Below are 15175 nucleotides of genomic sequence, written 5' to 3'. Positions count from 1 at the left end.
TCAAGTATAAATTCCCGTCTTTCCCAAAAACTAACATAAGTAAATGATGCATGTCAGGGGTGAGAAAATGTTGCGTTCAACATCTAAAAAGAATAAAAAAACAATCTGTTCCATTCCCGAGTTTATCCATACGATGAAAGAATCTAGTGATTTCGTTTCTTATAACGTAGTAGACGATGGGACATTATGTTTGTTTTATTACAAATCTACAGCTGAATCACTCCTCATTAATCGATTTATTTTAACACCTATAAAAAGAGAATTAGGTCACATTGAAAATATAAGTGATATAGCAAATATCGTCACACTTGAGGAGATTATCACAGGCCCTTCTATTGACGATATTCGTGAAAAATTATTAGGTGGGTATGTGCTCATACAGCTAAAAAATGATTCTCAAGCAGCAGAATATGCACTTATTCGTGCTGAAAGTTCAGTTTTAGGTACACGATTATATAACGATACAGAAAATGAATATAGTGTAATCGGTCCCAAAGTCGGATTCGTTGAAAATATTGATACAAATACACACTTACTTCGCCGAAGTATTGTAACGGAGCAATTAGTTTTCAAAGAAGTTGTAGTTGGCTCTATATCAAAAACAAAGGTCATAGTTGCTTACATCGAAGGCATTACAAATGATCAGCACGTCACTACTGCAATGCAGCGCCTACAAGGCATTGACTTTGATGTTCCTTTCGATGCGACTATGATCGAACAATTTATTAGCGATAATAGTAACTCTCCTTTCCCTGTTTTACTACCTACAGAGCGCTTAGATCGTTCTGTTTATGCACTCATTAATGGCGGTGTTGTCATTTTAACAGATGGTTCACCATATGCATTAGCTGGACCGGCGACATTACTCGATTTCTTTGTATCTCCAGAAGATTATTATTTACCATGGATAGCAGGCTCATTTCTTAGAATGGTTCGTTTTTTCGGAGCAGCATTCTCTTTATTTTCATCAGCTATTTATACAGCTGTATTAACGTATCACTATCAAATGATTCCTGCAGATTTACTCGGTCCTATTATTTATTCTAGAGCTAACGTACCCTTTCCACCTGTTTTAGAAGCACTTTTTTTAGAAATTACAATTGAATTGCTGCGCGAGGCTGGAGCTCGTTTACCGACTAAAGTCGGCCAAACGATTGGTATTGTTGGAGGAATCGTAATTGGACAAGCATCTGTTGAGGCTGCTTTAACGAGTACTATTTTATTAATTGCAGTTGCGTTATCTGCGCTTGCTTCTTTTACAACACCAACAGTAAAAATGTCTTCTACTATCCGGATATTACGATTCCCTCTCATCATTTTAGCTGGAGCATTTGGAGGTGTAGGGCTAATCGTCGGATTTGTATTCATATTAGCTCATTTAATTCGCTTAAAATCACTTGGATCACCTTATTTATTACCTTTATATCCATTTCGTGGGTTAGGTACAGCTGAAGGACTCTTTCGTCTTCCATTTAGTCAAACTGCAGGACGTGCATCTTTTCTAAGACCGAAAAGGAAATGGCGCTATGATCCAAACAAAGCGAAAGAAAAGCATGACGGTGGGGAAAAATGAAAAATATTTTACTGTGCTTATCCATTATCATCTTAGTTTTTCTATCCGGCTGTACACAGCCGAATATAGTAGACACACAACGAATTATTCATGTGGGCGGCTTTGACATAACGAAAGATAAAAAATTTCGCGGGACGATCCTTTATCCCGATTACACAAAAGGGGTTCAGTCAAAACCAGAAACTCAGTCAACTACTGCCGGCACGATTGAAACAATCTCTTCACTTCTAAATGCAAAATCACCACATACGATTGCTGTAGGTCAAATGCGCGTTGTCCTATTTGGAAAATCATTTGGTGAACGTGGAATCGGAGATGTTATTAACAACTTACAACGTGACCCTAACATTGGCCGAGATGTGCAGCTAGCGCTTGTAGACGGTTCAACAGAAGAATTACTTAAACATGTCAAAACAAATGGATCGCTATATCTATCTGATTTATTGGAGCAAAATATAGAAACGGAGACAATCCCTCGGATGGCTTTAAATATTTTTCTATATGATTTTTATTCATCTGGCTGCGATCCATTTCTTCCTTATATTCAAGTTGCAGAAGACAAGTCTGCTTCCATTAAAGGACTCGCTTTTTTAAAAAAGGATAAAGTAGCTATGTATACAGATAAAGCAGGATCTTTTTTATTTAAATTACTCATTAATCCAACTAAAAATGGACGTTACGAAGTTCCGATACGTCAAGGTAAACATAAAGGCTTAATATCAACCCAAAACTTATCTGGAAATAGTGTTTGTTCCCTTTCCGACGCCGGTGACATTCCGAAAGTTCACATTCGACTGAAATTAAATGGACTTATAAAAAATGCCCCTGGCTGGCTTGATTTATCGAAGAGCGAAAATGTAACTTACGTAAAAAAACATGTAGAAAAAACACTCGAAAAACATTTAAACGAATTAATAAAACAATTCCAAGAAAAAGAAATCGATCCGATCGGTATACGTGAAGAAATTCGTAGCCACTCAAGAAAATGGAGCATGAAACAAATTCAAGAAATGTATCCTAGCGTAGACGTTGCAGTTAATGTAAAAATTAATGTTGTACAATCTGGTATCGGAGAATAGTGAGGTGCTGTAATGGCTGGACAAGATAAAACACATACTGTTTCCCCTTATTTCACATTCCTTCTAGTACACTCCCTTCAAATTGGAGTAGGTGTATTAGGATACCAAAGAATTATCGCGCAATTTGCCGGTTATGATTCTTGGATTTCTCTTATTGTTGCTGGCATTGTAACTCATATCGTATTATTTTGCATGCTAAAAATGTTAGAAAAAGATAATGATTTAATGAATATTCATACGACATGTTTCGGAAAGTTGATTGGAACATTTTTGTCCGTATGCTTTGCTGCATACCTTTTATTATTTTGCCTTACTGTCCTTCGTACATATATTGAAGTCATTCAAGTTTGGGTCTTCCCTACAATTAAACCGTGGAAATTAACTTTATTATTTTTACTTGTGACTTACTACGTAATTAAAGGTGGTTTTCGCTCTGTAACAGGAATGTGTTTTTGGGGCGTCATAATACCGATTTTCGTCCTATTTTTCTTAGTTTTCCCAATGAAATATGCGCATGTCCGTAACATTTTCCCAATTCTAACTCATTCACCTTTAGAAATTCTAACTGCAGCGAAATCATCTGCATTAGAATTTCTTGGATTTGAAGCAATTCTTGTTTTTTATCCATTTATCAAAAAAGAAAAATCATTAAATAAATGGGCGCACGGTGGTATTGCTTTTACAACAATTCTATACGTAATACTAGCCATCGTTTCCCTTATGTACTATAGTCAAGGACAACTACATCATACAATTTGGCCAACATTAACGATGCTAAAAATAATTAAGGTTCCTTTTATCCAAAGGTTTGAGTACATCATTATTTTCCTATGGTATCTTATTATTTTACCTAATCTTTGTTTAACGATTTGGTCTGCTTGTTGCATTAGTAAAAGGTCTTTTCACGTACCATTTAAAATTACACTACCATTTTTTATCGCAGCTATATTTATTTCATCCTTATTTTTCACAAACCGTGAAAGTATCAATACATTAAATACAGTACTGTCTCAAGCTGGTTTATATATTGTATACGCTTATATCCCAATTTTATTTCTATTCCATTCACTACGATGGCGCTTCAAAAATCAGTCGAAAAAATCTTCACCCGACACACCATGATATTTGATACAATTTGGTTAATACATTTGTAAAGGGGACAAGCGAATGAAAAAGTACGTATTTTCTTTACTTGCAGTACTGAGTTTAATTCTTGCTGGATGCGGGAGTACTGGTACAAATGAAAAAAAATCATCTGAATCAAAAGAAGAACATGATCATGCCACGCACACTCAGCAAGCTGACATTCAGGAAAAAACAAAAGGAGTCGACACACTCCCTACCTTCCTAGACAAGCTTGATCCACAAATGAAAGATATCTACACTGTCGCTGGACAAAATGCAGAGCTATTAGATTGGATTCCATGTTACTGCGGTTGCGGTGAGAGTGTAGGACATAAAAATAATAAAAACTGCTTTATTCGCGAAATTAAAAAGAATGGTGAAGTTGTTTGGGATTCCCACGCAACAACTTGCGTCAATTGCCTAGAAATCGCAGTTGAATCTGCTGCGATGAAACAAAAAGGAAAATCAACTCTTGAAATTCGTAACTATATTGACGATAAATACAAAGAAGGCTATGGCAAGCCAACACCTACGCCAATGCCAAAAGCATAAAAACGAGGAAATCCCTCGTTTTTTTCTTTTCATTCACTTTTTTTCTTAACAAATTCTTTCAAGTGTATTTCTCCTCGCTTGTCACACACTATATATAACTCCTCGGTAAGGAGGGTACACAGTGCAAACATATAACGACTACGATAAAGCTCTCTATTACACGTATTGCTGTAATTGGGATAAATTACTCGTTCTTATGGTTCAAACAAACGATCAATTATTTTCTAAGCGTATTGAACATTTTTTACACGCTTATCAATACAGTAAAGAACTACCAGAAGTTGATAAACAATTGCAGCTCCTATTTCAATACATTGACCATGCATCCCAAAAGTCACATGTAGAAGAAGTAGAGCAAATTCAAATGTAAAATATAGCGCTATTCTCTTTATGAGAATAGCGCTTTTTTAAAATGTTTATATCAATAAAAGTTTCTCCTTATAAAACTTTTATTGATAAACATATTTTTTCTTTCTTTTCCCTACCACTTCATACTATAATTTAGTATGTAACTATTATAAGTGAGGTATAAAATATGGGACGAGAAAAAAAGCAAGAGTATGCTTTATTTGCTGCATGGGGAGCTTCTTTTATTGCGACACTTGGTAGCCTATACTTTTCCGAAATCATGAAATTTGAGCCTTGTGTACTTTGTTGGTATCAACGTATCTTTATGTATCCATTCGTTTTATGGCTCGGCATTGCTGTAGTAAAAAAAGATTATCGCATTGCAAGTTATTCCTTACCAATTGCAAGTATTGGTGCTTGTATTTCTTTATATCACTATGCAATTCAAAAAGTCGCAGCATTTTCAGCTGCTGGGGCAGCTTGCGGCCGTGTGCCCTGCACCGGAGAATTCATAAACTGGTTTGGTTTTATTACAATCCCGTTTTTAGCACTTATCGGCTTTATTACAATCGCTGTTTGTAGTTTTATTGTAATAAGAAACAAATAAGGAGATGAAAAAATGAAAAAAATGCTTATATTTGGTGGTATTATTATCGCCTTGTTCGCAGCCATTTTCGCTGTAACACAAATGGAAGAAAAAAGCGCTACTAGCCAAAAAATTGATAATGCTACTGATAGTAAGACAAATGGCCCTGACTACTATACAAATAAAATCTCTCTTTCAGATCTCCAAAAGAATTTAAAAGAGAAAAAAGAAGAAACAGTATACTTTTATCAAACATCTTGCGTTCATTGTCAAAAGCTATCTCCTATCGTAGTACCAATGGCTAAAGACTTGAACGTTGATATGAAAGTTATGGACATTGAAAAACTAGATGCTCCTTGGGATGAATATAAAATTAAAGGAACTCCAACAATCATTCACTTTAAAGATGGCAAAGAAGTAAGCCGTATTAGTGGTGAACAACCGGAAGACAAATTAAAAGAATGGCTTGAGCAAACGAAAAAATAACGAGAAAAGGAAACTCCTTCTATACATGAAATGGACGTAAAATCCCACACTAATGTATAAGGAGGGGGTTTTATGCCTGAAGTAAAATGCTCTGTTTCCAATTGCTCATTTTGGGGACAAGGTAACTTTTGTCAAGCAAGTGCAATCGTTGTTCAACCGGATGCACAAGAGGCTGGTCAGAATACAAATGATTCGTATACAAGCGCTACTTTAACAAACGAGACGCTTGAAAGTTCTGTAACAACGAGTGTAGAAACTTGTTGCCATACATTTAAACCAAAATATTAAACGTAAAAGCATACGATTAGTCGTATGCTTTTTTACATTCCTCTCCAAAAATCATGCATCATAAAAAAGTACAAAATAACGAGAAGGACCGTCCCGCATAAAGTGATGCGTCGATATACACTCTTCTCCCCTTCCCTCGCTTTAACAAACGCCCAAATAAATCCGACGAACAATATTAAATCAATATATGGAACATAAAAGGAGAAGACGAGTAACGCATATAAATACACGATAAATAAACAAGTCGTGATTAAGAAAATTTTAAATGCAAATTCACTTTTCATAATGTGACCGCCCCCCAATCTGTACTGTATTATATTCAGCAAAACATAATAGTTGCTGTTTCAATTTTTTTATCCCGCTATTTACATGAATCCCAATTAGTATAAGTTTATAATCAGCAAAGAAGAGCAATTCCCCCATTAAGTTTCACTTCATCACAAATAAGCTACCGCCTATACACGGTAGCTATTACGGAACATCATATTTTCTTTTATATATATTACTTAAGATTGAATAAGGTAATTGCTCATAACGAATTTTTTCTCCCGTTTCATCAACAATATACAAATTTCTTCCTATATAATATATTCCATCTTTTCGTTTGGAGTACACTGCATATTTTTCATTTGGCAATACCGTTTTTACTTTCGTCAATTGTCCATTTGGTTCTTGCCAATATATATTTACACGGTCTACTAGCGTAAGTGTTCCAATTTGTTCTTCTTCTACTTTACGACCATTCCAACTCACAACACGATAACCAAGCCTATTCGCTTCATATTCAGGGCTCGTATAAAAACGAGAAATGATTACTTTTGTTTGTAATTGGACTCGGTCATATAACCACTGTATATCCCTATCATGCATGCGAATACAACCATTTGATTCTCTACTTCCAATCGTCCATTCCCGATTAGTCCCATGAATCGCATATTCATTTTTATCTAGCCCAAGCCACCTCGTGCCGAGAGGATTATTCGGTGCACCCCCAGGTATTTTTTTTCGATGGTATTCTTTATTTTTATATTTAGTAATAATACAAAAATTACCTTCAGGCGTAGGTGTACGATCTCTTCCAGTTGTTATCGGAAACGTTTTCGTATAGTTTCCTTCTTCAAAGAAAGACAACTGATTCGTCGTAAGGTTCACTAAAATTAAATGATCTGTATTAGCAAAAGCGCTAGCTGGTAGGCAGAAAAATAGGATTACGATAAACAATACTTTCTTCATCTAAATCCTCCCTAGCACTAGTATCATAATAAATGCAATTAGCTTTACTTTGCTCTTATAAATGAAAACTATCCATTTACAATAACGCCCCCATTTACATGTATCATCTGCCCTGTTACATATGCCGAATCATTAGACGCCAAATATACATACGCAGGCGCTAATTCATACGGCTGACCAGGTCTTTGCATAGGAACATTGCTCCCGAACTGTGATACTTTTTTCTCATCAAAACTTGATGGAATAAGCGGTGTCCAAATTGGACCTGGTGCAACACCATTTACACGAATCCCTTTTTGTACTAATGATTGAGATAGCGACCTTGTAAACGCGACAATTGCTCCTTTCGTTGCAGAATAATCAATCAACGTTTCATTTCCTTCATACGCAACGATAGATGCTGTATTTATAATTACATCCCCCTGCTTTAAATGGGATAGCGCTGCTTTTGCAACATGAAAATAAGAGAAAATATTAATACGGAATGTCGTTTCTAGCTGTTCCGCTGTAATATACTCTAGTCCTTGCTGCGGATATTGCTGTGCGACGTTATTCACAAGAACATTTAAACTGCCCAACTGCCGGACGGTCTCTTCCACAATATCTTTACAATGTTGTTCACAACTCAAATCCCCTGGCAGTAATACACAATTCACGCCTTCTTTTTCAACAAGTTTTTTCGTCTCATTTGCATCTTCATCCTCATCTAAATAAGCAATCGCAATATTTGCTCCCTCTTTTGCAAAGGCGATGGACACAGCTCGTCCAATCCCGCTATCTCCCCCTGTAATTAATATATTCTTTCCTTTTAACTTTTCGCTTCCTTTATAATTTGGATCTTCAAACTTTGGAAGAGGACTCATTAACGATTCAATACCAGGCTGTTTATTTTGATGTTGTGCTGGCATTGTTAAAAAGTTTTTTTGCTGCGGCATAACTTTCTTCAACTCCTTTCCCCTTATCATGTGCACAATATTAAAAACTACTTACACATGAAAAAACCACAATTCCCACTCGTTTTTACGGCTAATATTCAAATTTAAGACATAAAATATGGATTGTTCTAAAGTTTTTATGCAAAACTATTGCAAAATAGTTAAAAAACGAATATTATATATAACTGTTGTGAAAATTATTCGTAAAAAGAAAGGATGTTTATATGTTTAACCTTTCAAAACATAAAACTTCTATTAAAACTGAAATTATGGCAGGTATTATTACCTTTTTAACAATGGCATATATCATTGTCGTAAACCCTGTCATCCTTGGGGATGCAGGCGTTCCATTTGAACAAGCATTTACAGCTACTATTATCGCCGCTGTTGTCGGAACATTATTTATGGCAATCTTTACAAACTTACCAATCGCAATTGCACCAGGTATGGGATTAAATGCTTACTTCTCTTACTCTGTTGTAAAAGCTCATGAAGGCATGACTTTCGCGATTGCATTCTCTGCTGTATTCGTAGCAGGTATGATTTTAATTTTGTTATCATTCACATCTTTCCGTACGAAATTAATGGAAGTAATTCCTGAAAACTTAAAACATGCACTTACTGCTGGTATTGGTCTTTTTATTGCTTTTATCGGTTTGCGATTAACAGGCATTGTTACTAAAAATGATGCAAACTTAGTTGGACTTGGCGATCTTCACTCTGCTCCAGTTCTACTAGCATTAGCTGGCCTTGGAATTACAATTATCCTTATGTCTTTAAATATAAACGGGGCACTATTTATCGGAATGTTACTAACTGGTATTATCGCTTATTTCACAGGGCAATTAACGTTCTCAAATGGCGTTACGTCAATGCCTGGATTACCAGAAGGCATTATCGTTTCAAACCCAATTACTGCTGTATCTGATGTAATTAACTACGGATTATACGGCGTTGTGTTCTCATTCTTCCTTGTTACATTATTTGATACAACAGGAACATTACTTGGTGTAGCACAACAAGGTGGATTTATAAAAGACGGAAAGCTTCCAAAAGCAGGACGAGCTCTTCTATCTGACTCATTCTCAGCAACAATTGGAGCTATGTTCGGAACAACACCATCAACAGCTTACATTGAATCTTCTGCTGGTGTTGCAGCTGGTGGCCGTACTGGTTTAACAACTGTTACAGTAGCTGTTCTGTTTGCATTAGCAGCATTCTTCGGACCGTTAGTGAGCGCTGTTTCTGGCGTTTCAGCTATTACAGCACCATCATTAATTATCGTTGGTAGTCTTATGATGGGTTCAGTTCGCCACATCGATTGGGATACGTTCGATGAAGCATTCCCAGCATTTTTAGTAATCTTAAGCATGCCACTTACATCAAGTATTTCAACAGGTATTGCACTTGGATTTATTTCATACCCACTTATGAAAATGGCAAAAGGACAATTCCGTGCTGTTCACCCACTTGTGTATTTATTCGGAATCTTGTTCGCTTATCAATTAGTTTTCTTACCACATTAAAATCCCTCATAAAGAGGGATTTTTTATTTACAAAAAAACATTTGACAACAGCATACACTTATGGAATAATTCGAAATAGTTAAATATTCGATGTCTTATCAAGAGCAGGTGGAGGGATGAGCCCTACGAAGCCCGGCAACCGACCCATTTATGGGCACGGTGCTAATTCTTACAACACATTGTGTTGAAAGATAAGAGTAATATGATAAGACGTCTTTTCTATATGAAAAGACGTTTTTATTTTCACTCCCTCCTCTCTTTTCTTAATTTAGGAGGGATTTTTTTATGAAAAAATTATGTTCCACCGTACTCATTATTCTCTTACTCGCATTAACAGCTTGCACAAATGAACAAGATGCTATCTCTTCACAAAAGCAACAAACGGTGAAGAAAGAAACTACTACAGCAGCAAATCATTTACAAACAGAAATTCCAAGCCAAGTAAAAAAGCCATTAAAAATCGCATTAATTATGCAAATGTCCATCGGAACTTTTTCCTCTCAATATATTGAGGGTGTCAAAAAACAAGTCGAGCTATTCGGCGGCAGTGTGCAAGTCTACAATTCTGATAATGATTTAGCAAAAATGGCAGCAAATCTAGATACTGCTATTAATTCAAAAGTTGATGGTATTTTAATTGATCACGGTCGCTCTGAAGCACTAAAACCCGGAGTAGAAAAAGCATTACAAACGAATATTCCTGTAGTTGCGTTTGATAACGATCTACGCTTACCGGGTGTAACGATTATTGATCAAGATGATTATAGTCTTGCATGGAAATCATTAAAAACGTTAGCGGAAGATCTGAATGGACAAGGGAATATCGCCGTCGTATGGGTTGGCGGATTTGCCCCAATGGAACGTCGCAATATTATCATTGATGCTTTTTATAAACGTTATCCAAATATAAAAGAAGTTGCACGCTTTGGTACCGCTAGTAATAACACACCACTTGATACGCAAACACAAGTAGAAGCTTTACTAAAAAAATATCCGAAAAAAGGTGATTTACAAGCTATTTTCGCTTCGTGGGATGAGTTTGCTAAGGGGGCCGTCAAAGCACTCGAACAAGCTGGTCGTACAGATATAAAAGTATACAGCATTGACTTAAGTAATGAAGATTTACAACTCATGCAAAAAGAAAATTCACCTTGGACTGCTACGGCTGCAACCGATCCAGCTGAAGTCGGTAAAGTTCAAGTGCGTTTCTTATACAAGAAAATCGCTGGTGAACAAACGCCAGATATTTATTCACTAGAACCTTATTTAGTAAAGAAAAATAGTTTGCCACAAGAAAATATAAAGATGGATCAATTATCAAAACATATAAACGGTTGGGGAGACTCGAAAGATGCATATTCACCTTGGATGAAAAAATTAGAGAAGGAGAAAAAATGATGACATTCTCTCTTCAAAACATTACACATTCTTATCACATCTCTACCCCTGTACTAGAAAATGTTTCTATTAACATACAAAAAGGAAAAGTTCACGCTTTACTAGGAATGAATGGTGCAGGAAAAAGTACTTTAATAAAAATAGCAACTGGTGAAATTCAACCAATTTCTGGGAATATAAAAATTGATAATCAGTCTATTTCCTTTACTTCACCACGCGATGCAAAAAAGCATGGTATTTCTTTCGTGACACAAGAAGTGGATCACGGACTTATTCCTGGATTATCTGTATTAGAAAATGTACTAATCGATCATTTAGCAATGCAAAATAAAGTACTATTTTCAAAGTCAAAGTTAGTCTCACTCGCTAAACAACATTTGCAAATTGTACAGGCTGATTTAAATGTTTCGGAAGATGTTTCAAACTGCTCATTACATGAAAAACAATTACTTCTTATCGCAAGAGCTTTATCCAACAATACAAATTATCTTTTATTAGATGAGCCTACTTCTTCTCTTGGACCGAAAGAAGTTGAAACCTTCGGGCAACTATTAAAAGATTTAACATTGAAAGGAATTGGCATCATCTTAATTTCTCATCGTTTATCAGAGATTCGAAATTTCGCGGATGATGTAACCGTATTACATAACGGTAAAGTTGCACTTTCTGAAGCGATTACAAAGGTTACAGATCAACAAATTGTGGAAGCGATGACTGGAAAACAACTTACACTTCCTATTAATACAGCACCAAAACGAGGGAACGAAGAATTATTTAAAGTACAAGAACTTCCATTACACAAAGACCATTCTCCCCTTTCTCTCACCGTACGGAAAGGTGAAACTGTTGTGATATACGGATTAATTGGCAGTGGCAAAACAACACTTGCTGAAACGTTATTTGGTACTCGTCATACTTATCACGCAGAAATAGATGGTCAAACAATAACAATTAAAACACCGCGAGATGCGATTAAAGCAAAGATCGCACTTGTACCAGAGGAAAGAAGAAAACAAGGCGTATTTCTTTCGGAAGATATTATAAGCCACACTAATTTACACCAATCAGGTTGGAGACGAAAGCAAACCGAAGTAAATAATGCTACTACAGCAATTTCTTCTTTCAGCATTTCACCCAATGACCCAAAAGCATTTATTCATTCACTTAGCGGTGGAAACCAGCAAAAAGTCTCCATTGCAAAGTGGCATGGATTCAAACCAAATCTATTTCTTTTGGACGAGCCAACTAAAGGTGTAGACATAGCTGCAAAACAAGACATTTTTCAATTCATTCGTAACATTACAGAAAACGGAAGTTCCGTAATTTACTTCACAGGAGAACAAGATGAAGCACTACATATCGCTGATCGCATTCTTATAATGGCAAACGGAGAATTTGTAGGTGAATACTTACCAGACGAACTATCTCCTGAACAGCTTTTACATTTATCTGAAGGGAGTTATTCCATTGAATCTCGTTCATAAAACCAAAACTAAGAAACTATATTTACCTACTCATCTTTTTTATCAATTTAGTACGATTGCTATCATTATAGGTGTTACAATTTTCTTCTCTATCGTCAACGATTCTTTTTTAACATACAACAATATTAGTGATATTTTACGTTCCATTTCTATCGTAACGTTACTTGCAATTGGTGTTACCTTTACATTAATTGTAGATGGATTTGATTTATCAGTCGGCTCTACCGCTAGTTTAGCAACCATTGCCGCTGCTTCCTGTCTCGTTTTATATCGACAAGAACTATTAGTCACACTCCTTGTTCCTATTCTTTGTGGGCTATTAGTTGGATTATTAAATGCACTACTCGTTATCCGAATTAAACTACCAGATTTACTAGCTACATTAAGTATCATGTATATCGTGAATGGACTACACTTAACATTTTCAAAAGGATCTTCTATTTATGAAGGAATGTCTGGTGCCAAAGGACATTTTATTCCATCCTTTTTATTTATCGGCCAAGGTTCTGTGTTAGGAATTCCAGTCCCTGTCATTATCATGCTTATCGTCGTTTTAATTGCATATGTATTTTTAGAAAAAACAACGTACGGTCGTTTCTTTTATATGACAGGTGGGAATCGGGAAGCTGCTAGACTAGCTGGTATTCCTACTGATCGTTACCGTGTATATGCTTATATGATTAGCGGTTTACTTGCCTCTATTGGCGGTATTATTCTATGTAGCCGCGTTGGAACAGGACAAGTTTCAGCTGGCGCCCCATTATTAATGGATGCAGTTGCAGCTGCCTATATCGGTTATGCAATGTTCGGTGCTAAGAAACCAAATGTCATCGGAACATTTCTTGGTTCCGTATTAATTGGAATCATATTAAACGGCCTTACAATGATGAACGTTCCTTATTATGCACAAGATATCATTAAAGGCAGTATTTTAATTGCAGCTTTAGCCTTTTCATTTATTAAAAAGAAGCGTAAATAAAAAAGTAGCGCATCGAATTCCGATGCGCTACTTTCCTTTTGCAACAATCACACGAACTACTTTCAACGCAAAAAGCAAAAGACCGTTCGCTATTGCTGTAACACCTAAGAATATTGCTATCATAAGCTCTCTCATTCCGTTATTAAATACAAAAATAATAGAAGAAATGAAAGCCAAAATAAACAATATGAACGCTGGTATATATTTAATAAAAGGCTTCTCAAATGATCTTTTAGTAAGAAGAAATGTAATTAACAATGTCATAATAAAAACAAAATATACCGCAAATAAAAAAATCATATGAAAGCCTCCTCTACGACCAAACTACTTAAAAGAGGTTAGAAACCTTTAATATTTCTCATTTACCTGCAATTCTTTACTATACTTTTGAATGAACACTGATGAAATAACCATTACCATTCCTATACTAAAACCAATAAGCTGATCTAATAACATTTCATCATGAATGAACCAGCGCAGTAGAAATACGCCACCAAAAATAAGCAACATAGTAAATCCAGTATGTCTAAGCCCTTTATATACATTTTCCATATGTATCACCTCTCTACATACTTTTATCCATATTATACCATGACCTAAAAATGTATATAACCAACATTCGGTATTGAAACCAATAATAAAAAAGGCTGCAGAGAACTCCATCTCCACAGCCTAATACTTATTTTTGCAAAAACGCCTGTAAATCTGCAAATTGTCTCTTTGCATCCTCATAGCCTTGCTCATATAAACTTTGTAGTTTTGTCGCATCTTTTTCCATACGATCTACTTGAAGCGGCACTTCTGGGCGAATAACAAATAAATTACCCGCTTGCTCTTCTTTTTCAATGTAGTGAAGTGTTTCATTATACACTTCATAACGAGTTAGCATCGTATTAACAAGGTTCGGATATTTTTTATAAGCTTTCGCTGCAACCCAGCCAAATTTTGATTTTTTCTTTGCGTAACCATAATTTCTCGTCAAAATAACGACTGATTTTCTAAATCCATCCTCCTGTGCTTTACGGACTGGAATCGGATCAGAAATCCCGCCATCTAACAATTGCTTACCACGGTAATTTACTACTGGTGCAATGAAAGGTAATGAACTAGACGCTTGTAATAAATTGAGCGCATCATCATTCGTTCCCTCTTTTTCAAAATAAACAGACTGCCCTGTTTCACAATCCGTTGTTCCTACAAGGAAGCGTTCGGGACTATTAAAGTATGTTTCAAAATCAAACGGCACATGCTTTTCTGGTATTTCATGAAAAATGAAATCCATATCAAATAACTGACGTTTTCTCCATAAGTTTTTATATGATAAATACTTCGGATGTGATACATAATCAATATTGACCGTTTTATTTCTATTTCTTTGTCTGGAAAGATACGACGCTGCATGACAAGCACCAGCTGATACACCGACTACATATGGAAAATATAAGCCTTGTTCCATAAAGTATTCTAGTATCCCGCCCGTATATACACCACGCATACCGCCGCCTTCTAATACTAACCCCGTATTTTCAAGCATGTTATTCTCTCCTCTTTATATATATTGACTCTTTAATTATTCACTATGT

General features: G+C 35.8%; 18 protein-coding genes and 1 riboswitch. Of the genes, 12 read left to right on the top strand and 6 right to left on the bottom strand.

Features of this window, described 5'->3' with window-relative positions:
• Window positions 1-67: 67 nt before the first annotated feature.
• The 8 genes from BAU23_RS21510 (at window position 68) to BAU23_RS21475 (ending at window position 6037) form a co-directional block, all read left to right on the top strand.
• The gene (locus BAU23_RS21510; RefSeq protein ID WP_000946497.1) at window positions 68-1573 is read left to right on the top strand and encodes a spore germination protein; all 1506 of its coding nucleotides are present in this window, start codon (window positions 68-70) and stop codon (window positions 1571-1573) included.
• Window positions 1570-2652: a spore germination protein GerYC gene (gerYC, locus tag BAU23_RS21505; RefSeq protein ID WP_044738348.1), complete on the top strand. Its 1083-nt coding sequence runs from the start codon at window positions 1570-1572 to the stop codon at window positions 2650-2652. Before BAU23_RS21510 ends, gerYC begins: the two co-directional genes overlap by 4 nt.
• A 12-nt stretch (window positions 2653-2664) precedes the next feature.
• Window positions 2665-3774, top strand: coding sequence for a GerAB/ArcD/ProY family transporter (locus BAU23_RS21500; RefSeq protein ID WP_071735125.1), 1110 nt, complete (start codon window positions 2665-2667; stop codon window positions 3772-3774).
• A 45-nt stretch (window positions 3775-3819) separates the two neighbouring features.
• Window positions 3820-4329 (top strand): PCYCGC domain-containing protein, encoded by a 510-nt coding sequence (locus BAU23_RS21495; protein ID WP_000761032.1) that lies wholly within the window; start codon window positions 3820-3822, stop codon window positions 4327-4329.
• 121 nt (window positions 4330-4450) lie between these two features.
• Window positions 4451-4699: a YhdB family protein gene (locus tag BAU23_RS21490; RefSeq protein WP_001195459.1), complete on the top strand. Its 249-nt coding sequence runs from the start codon at window positions 4451-4453 to the stop codon at window positions 4697-4699.
• 165 nt (window positions 4700-4864) lie between these two features.
• Window positions 4865-5284, top strand: a complete 420-nt coding sequence (locus tag BAU23_RS21485; protein WP_000532252.1) for a disulfide formation protein C — start codon at window positions 4865-4867, stop codon at window positions 5282-5284.
• A gap of 12 nt (window positions 5285-5296) precedes the next feature.
• Entirely contained in the window at window positions 5297-5749 is a 453-nt protein-coding gene (locus BAU23_RS21480; protein WP_000738446.1) for a thioredoxin family protein, read from the top strand.
• A 72-nt stretch (window positions 5750-5821) separates the two neighbouring features.
• Entirely contained in the window at window positions 5822-6037 is a 216-nt protein-coding gene (locus BAU23_RS21475) for a DUF1540 domain-containing protein (protein ID WP_071735124.1), read from the top strand.
• A gap of 32 nt (window positions 6038-6069) precedes the next feature.
• On the opposite strand, the gene BAU23_RS21470 is transcribed toward BAU23_RS21475, so the two are convergent.
• From BAU23_RS21470 to BAU23_RS21460, 3 genes are all read right to left on the bottom strand, one after another.
• A complete protein-coding gene (locus BAU23_RS21470) occupies window positions 6070-6321 on the bottom strand; it encodes a hypothetical protein (protein ID WP_000834189.1) in 252 nt (83 codons plus the stop codon).
• Window positions 6322-6508: 187 nt separating this feature from the next.
• Window positions 6509-7270 (bottom strand): L,D-transpeptidase, encoded by a 762-nt coding sequence (locus BAU23_RS21465; RefSeq protein ID WP_071735123.1) that lies wholly within the window; start codon window positions 7268-7270, stop codon window positions 6509-6511.
• Window positions 7271-7338: 68 nt separating this feature from the next.
• Window positions 7339-8205: an SDR family oxidoreductase gene (locus BAU23_RS21460; RefSeq protein ID WP_016128732.1), complete on the bottom strand. Its 867-nt coding sequence runs from the start codon at window positions 8203-8205 to the stop codon at window positions 7339-7341.
• A 224-nt stretch (window positions 8206-8429) separates the two neighbouring features.
• On the opposite strand from BAU23_RS21460, the gene BAU23_RS21455 reads away from it, so the two are divergent.
• The 4 genes from BAU23_RS21455 to BAU23_RS21440 all read left to right on the top strand — a co-directional run bounded on the left by BAU23_RS21455 (window position 8430) and on the right by BAU23_RS21440 (window position 13592).
• A complete protein-coding gene (locus BAU23_RS21455) occupies window positions 8430-9731 on the top strand; it encodes an NCS2 family permease (protein ID WP_000482735.1) in 1302 nt (433 codons plus the stop codon).
• A gap of 92 nt (window positions 9732-9823) precedes the next feature.
• Window positions 9824-9929: riboswitch (SAM riboswitch) on the top strand.
• 87 nt (window positions 9930-10016) lie between these two features.
• A complete protein-coding gene (locus BAU23_RS21450; protein ID WP_000732099.1) occupies window positions 10017-11129 on the top strand; it encodes a sugar ABC transporter substrate-binding protein in 1113 nt (370 codons plus the stop codon).
• Window positions 11126-12613, top strand: a complete 1488-nt coding sequence (locus tag BAU23_RS21445; protein ID WP_016128731.1) for a sugar ABC transporter ATP-binding protein — start codon at window positions 11126-11128, stop codon at window positions 12611-12613. The genes BAU23_RS21450 and BAU23_RS21445 overlap by 4 nt, the downstream gene beginning before the upstream one ends.
• Window positions 12597-13592: an ABC transporter permease gene (locus tag BAU23_RS21440; protein ID WP_001054978.1), complete on the top strand. Its 996-nt coding sequence runs from the start codon at window positions 12597-12599 to the stop codon at window positions 13590-13592. Before BAU23_RS21445 ends, BAU23_RS21440 begins: the two co-directional genes overlap by 17 nt.
• 27 nt (window positions 13593-13619) lie before the next feature.
• On the opposite strand, the gene BAU23_RS21435 is transcribed toward BAU23_RS21440, so the two are convergent.
• The 3 genes from BAU23_RS21435 to BAU23_RS21425 form a co-directional block, all read right to left on the bottom strand.
• A complete protein-coding gene (locus BAU23_RS21435) occupies window positions 13620-13892 on the bottom strand; it encodes a sugar ABC transporter ATPase (protein ID WP_071735122.1) in 273 nt (90 codons plus the stop codon).
• Window positions 13893-13940: 48 nt separating this feature from the next.
• Complete coding sequence (locus BAU23_RS21430) at window positions 13941-14144, bottom strand: hypothetical protein (protein ID WP_000432819.1); 204 nt, start codon at window positions 14142-14144, stop codon at window positions 13941-13943.
• Window positions 14145-14271: 127 nt separating this feature from the next.
• Complete coding sequence (locus BAU23_RS21425) at window positions 14272-15126, bottom strand: patatin-like phospholipase family protein (RefSeq protein WP_000892709.1); 855 nt, start codon at window positions 15124-15126, stop codon at window positions 14272-14274.
• Window positions 15127-15175 lie beyond the last annotated feature (49 nt).

The organism is Bacillus nitratireducens, from assembly GCF_001884135.1.
Lineage (GTDB): Bacteria > Bacillota > Bacilli > Bacillales > Bacillaceae_G > Bacillus_A > Bacillus_A nitratireducens.
Note: the sequence above shows the minus strand (reverse complement) of the source record. Positions and strands in the feature narration are given on the sequence as shown.

Excerpts from the sequence above, each read along its gene's own strand:
- BAU23_RS21425 (WP_000892709.1), bottom strand. The coding sequence starts at position 15,126 with ATGCTTGAAAATACGGGGTTAGTATTAGAAGGCGGCGGTATGCGTGGT.
- BAU23_RS21430 (WP_000432819.1), bottom strand. The coding sequence starts at position 14,144 with ATGGAAAATGTATATAAAGGGCTTAGACATACTGGATTTACTATGTTG.
- BAU23_RS21480 (WP_000738446.1), top strand. The coding sequence starts at position 5,297 with ATGAAAAAAATGCTTATATTTGGTGGTATTATTATCGCCTTGTTCGCA.
- BAU23_RS21445 (WP_016128731.1), top strand. The coding sequence starts at position 11,126 with ATGATGACATTCTCTCTTCAAAACATTACACATTCTTATCACATCTCT.
- BAU23_RS21495 (WP_000761032.1), top strand. The coding sequence starts at position 3,820 with ATGAAAAAGTACGTATTTTCTTTACTTGCAGTACTGAGTTTAATTCTT.
- BAU23_RS21470 (WP_000834189.1), bottom strand. The coding sequence starts at position 6,321 with ATGAAAAGTGAATTTGCATTTAAAATTTTCTTAATCACGACTTGTTTA.
- gerYC (WP_044738348.1), top strand. The coding sequence starts at position 1,570 with ATGAAAAATATTTTACTGTGCTTATCCATTATCATCTTAGTTTTTCTA.
- BAU23_RS21500 (WP_071735125.1), top strand. The coding sequence starts at position 2,665 with ATGGCTGGACAAGATAAAACACATACTGTTTCCCCTTATTTCACATTC.
- BAU23_RS21510 (WP_000946497.1), top strand. The coding sequence starts at position 68 with ATGTTGCGTTCAACATCTAAAAAGAATAAAAAAACAATCTGTTCCATT.
- BAU23_RS21435 (WP_071735122.1), bottom strand. The coding sequence starts at position 13,892 with ATGATTTTTTTATTTGCGGTATATTTTGTTTTTATTATGACATTGTTA.
- BAU23_RS21475 (WP_071735124.1), top strand. The coding sequence starts at position 5,822 with ATGCCTGAAGTAAAATGCTCTGTTTCCAATTGCTCATTTTGGGGACAA.
- BAU23_RS21455 (WP_000482735.1), top strand. The coding sequence starts at position 8,430 with ATGTTTAACCTTTCAAAACATAAAACTTCTATTAAAACTGAAATTATG.
- BAU23_RS21485 (WP_000532252.1), top strand. The coding sequence starts at position 4,865 with ATGGGACGAGAAAAAAAGCAAGAGTATGCTTTATTTGCTGCATGGGGA.
- BAU23_RS21460 (WP_016128732.1), bottom strand. The coding sequence starts at position 8,205 with ATGCCGCAGCAAAAAAACTTTTTAACAATGCCAGCACAACATCAAAAT.
- BAU23_RS21450 (WP_000732099.1), top strand. The coding sequence starts at position 10,017 with ATGAAAAAATTATGTTCCACCGTACTCATTATTCTCTTACTCGCATTA.
- BAU23_RS21465 (WP_071735123.1), bottom strand. The coding sequence starts at position 7,270 with ATGAAGAAAGTATTGTTTATCGTAATCCTATTTTTCTGCCTACCAGCT.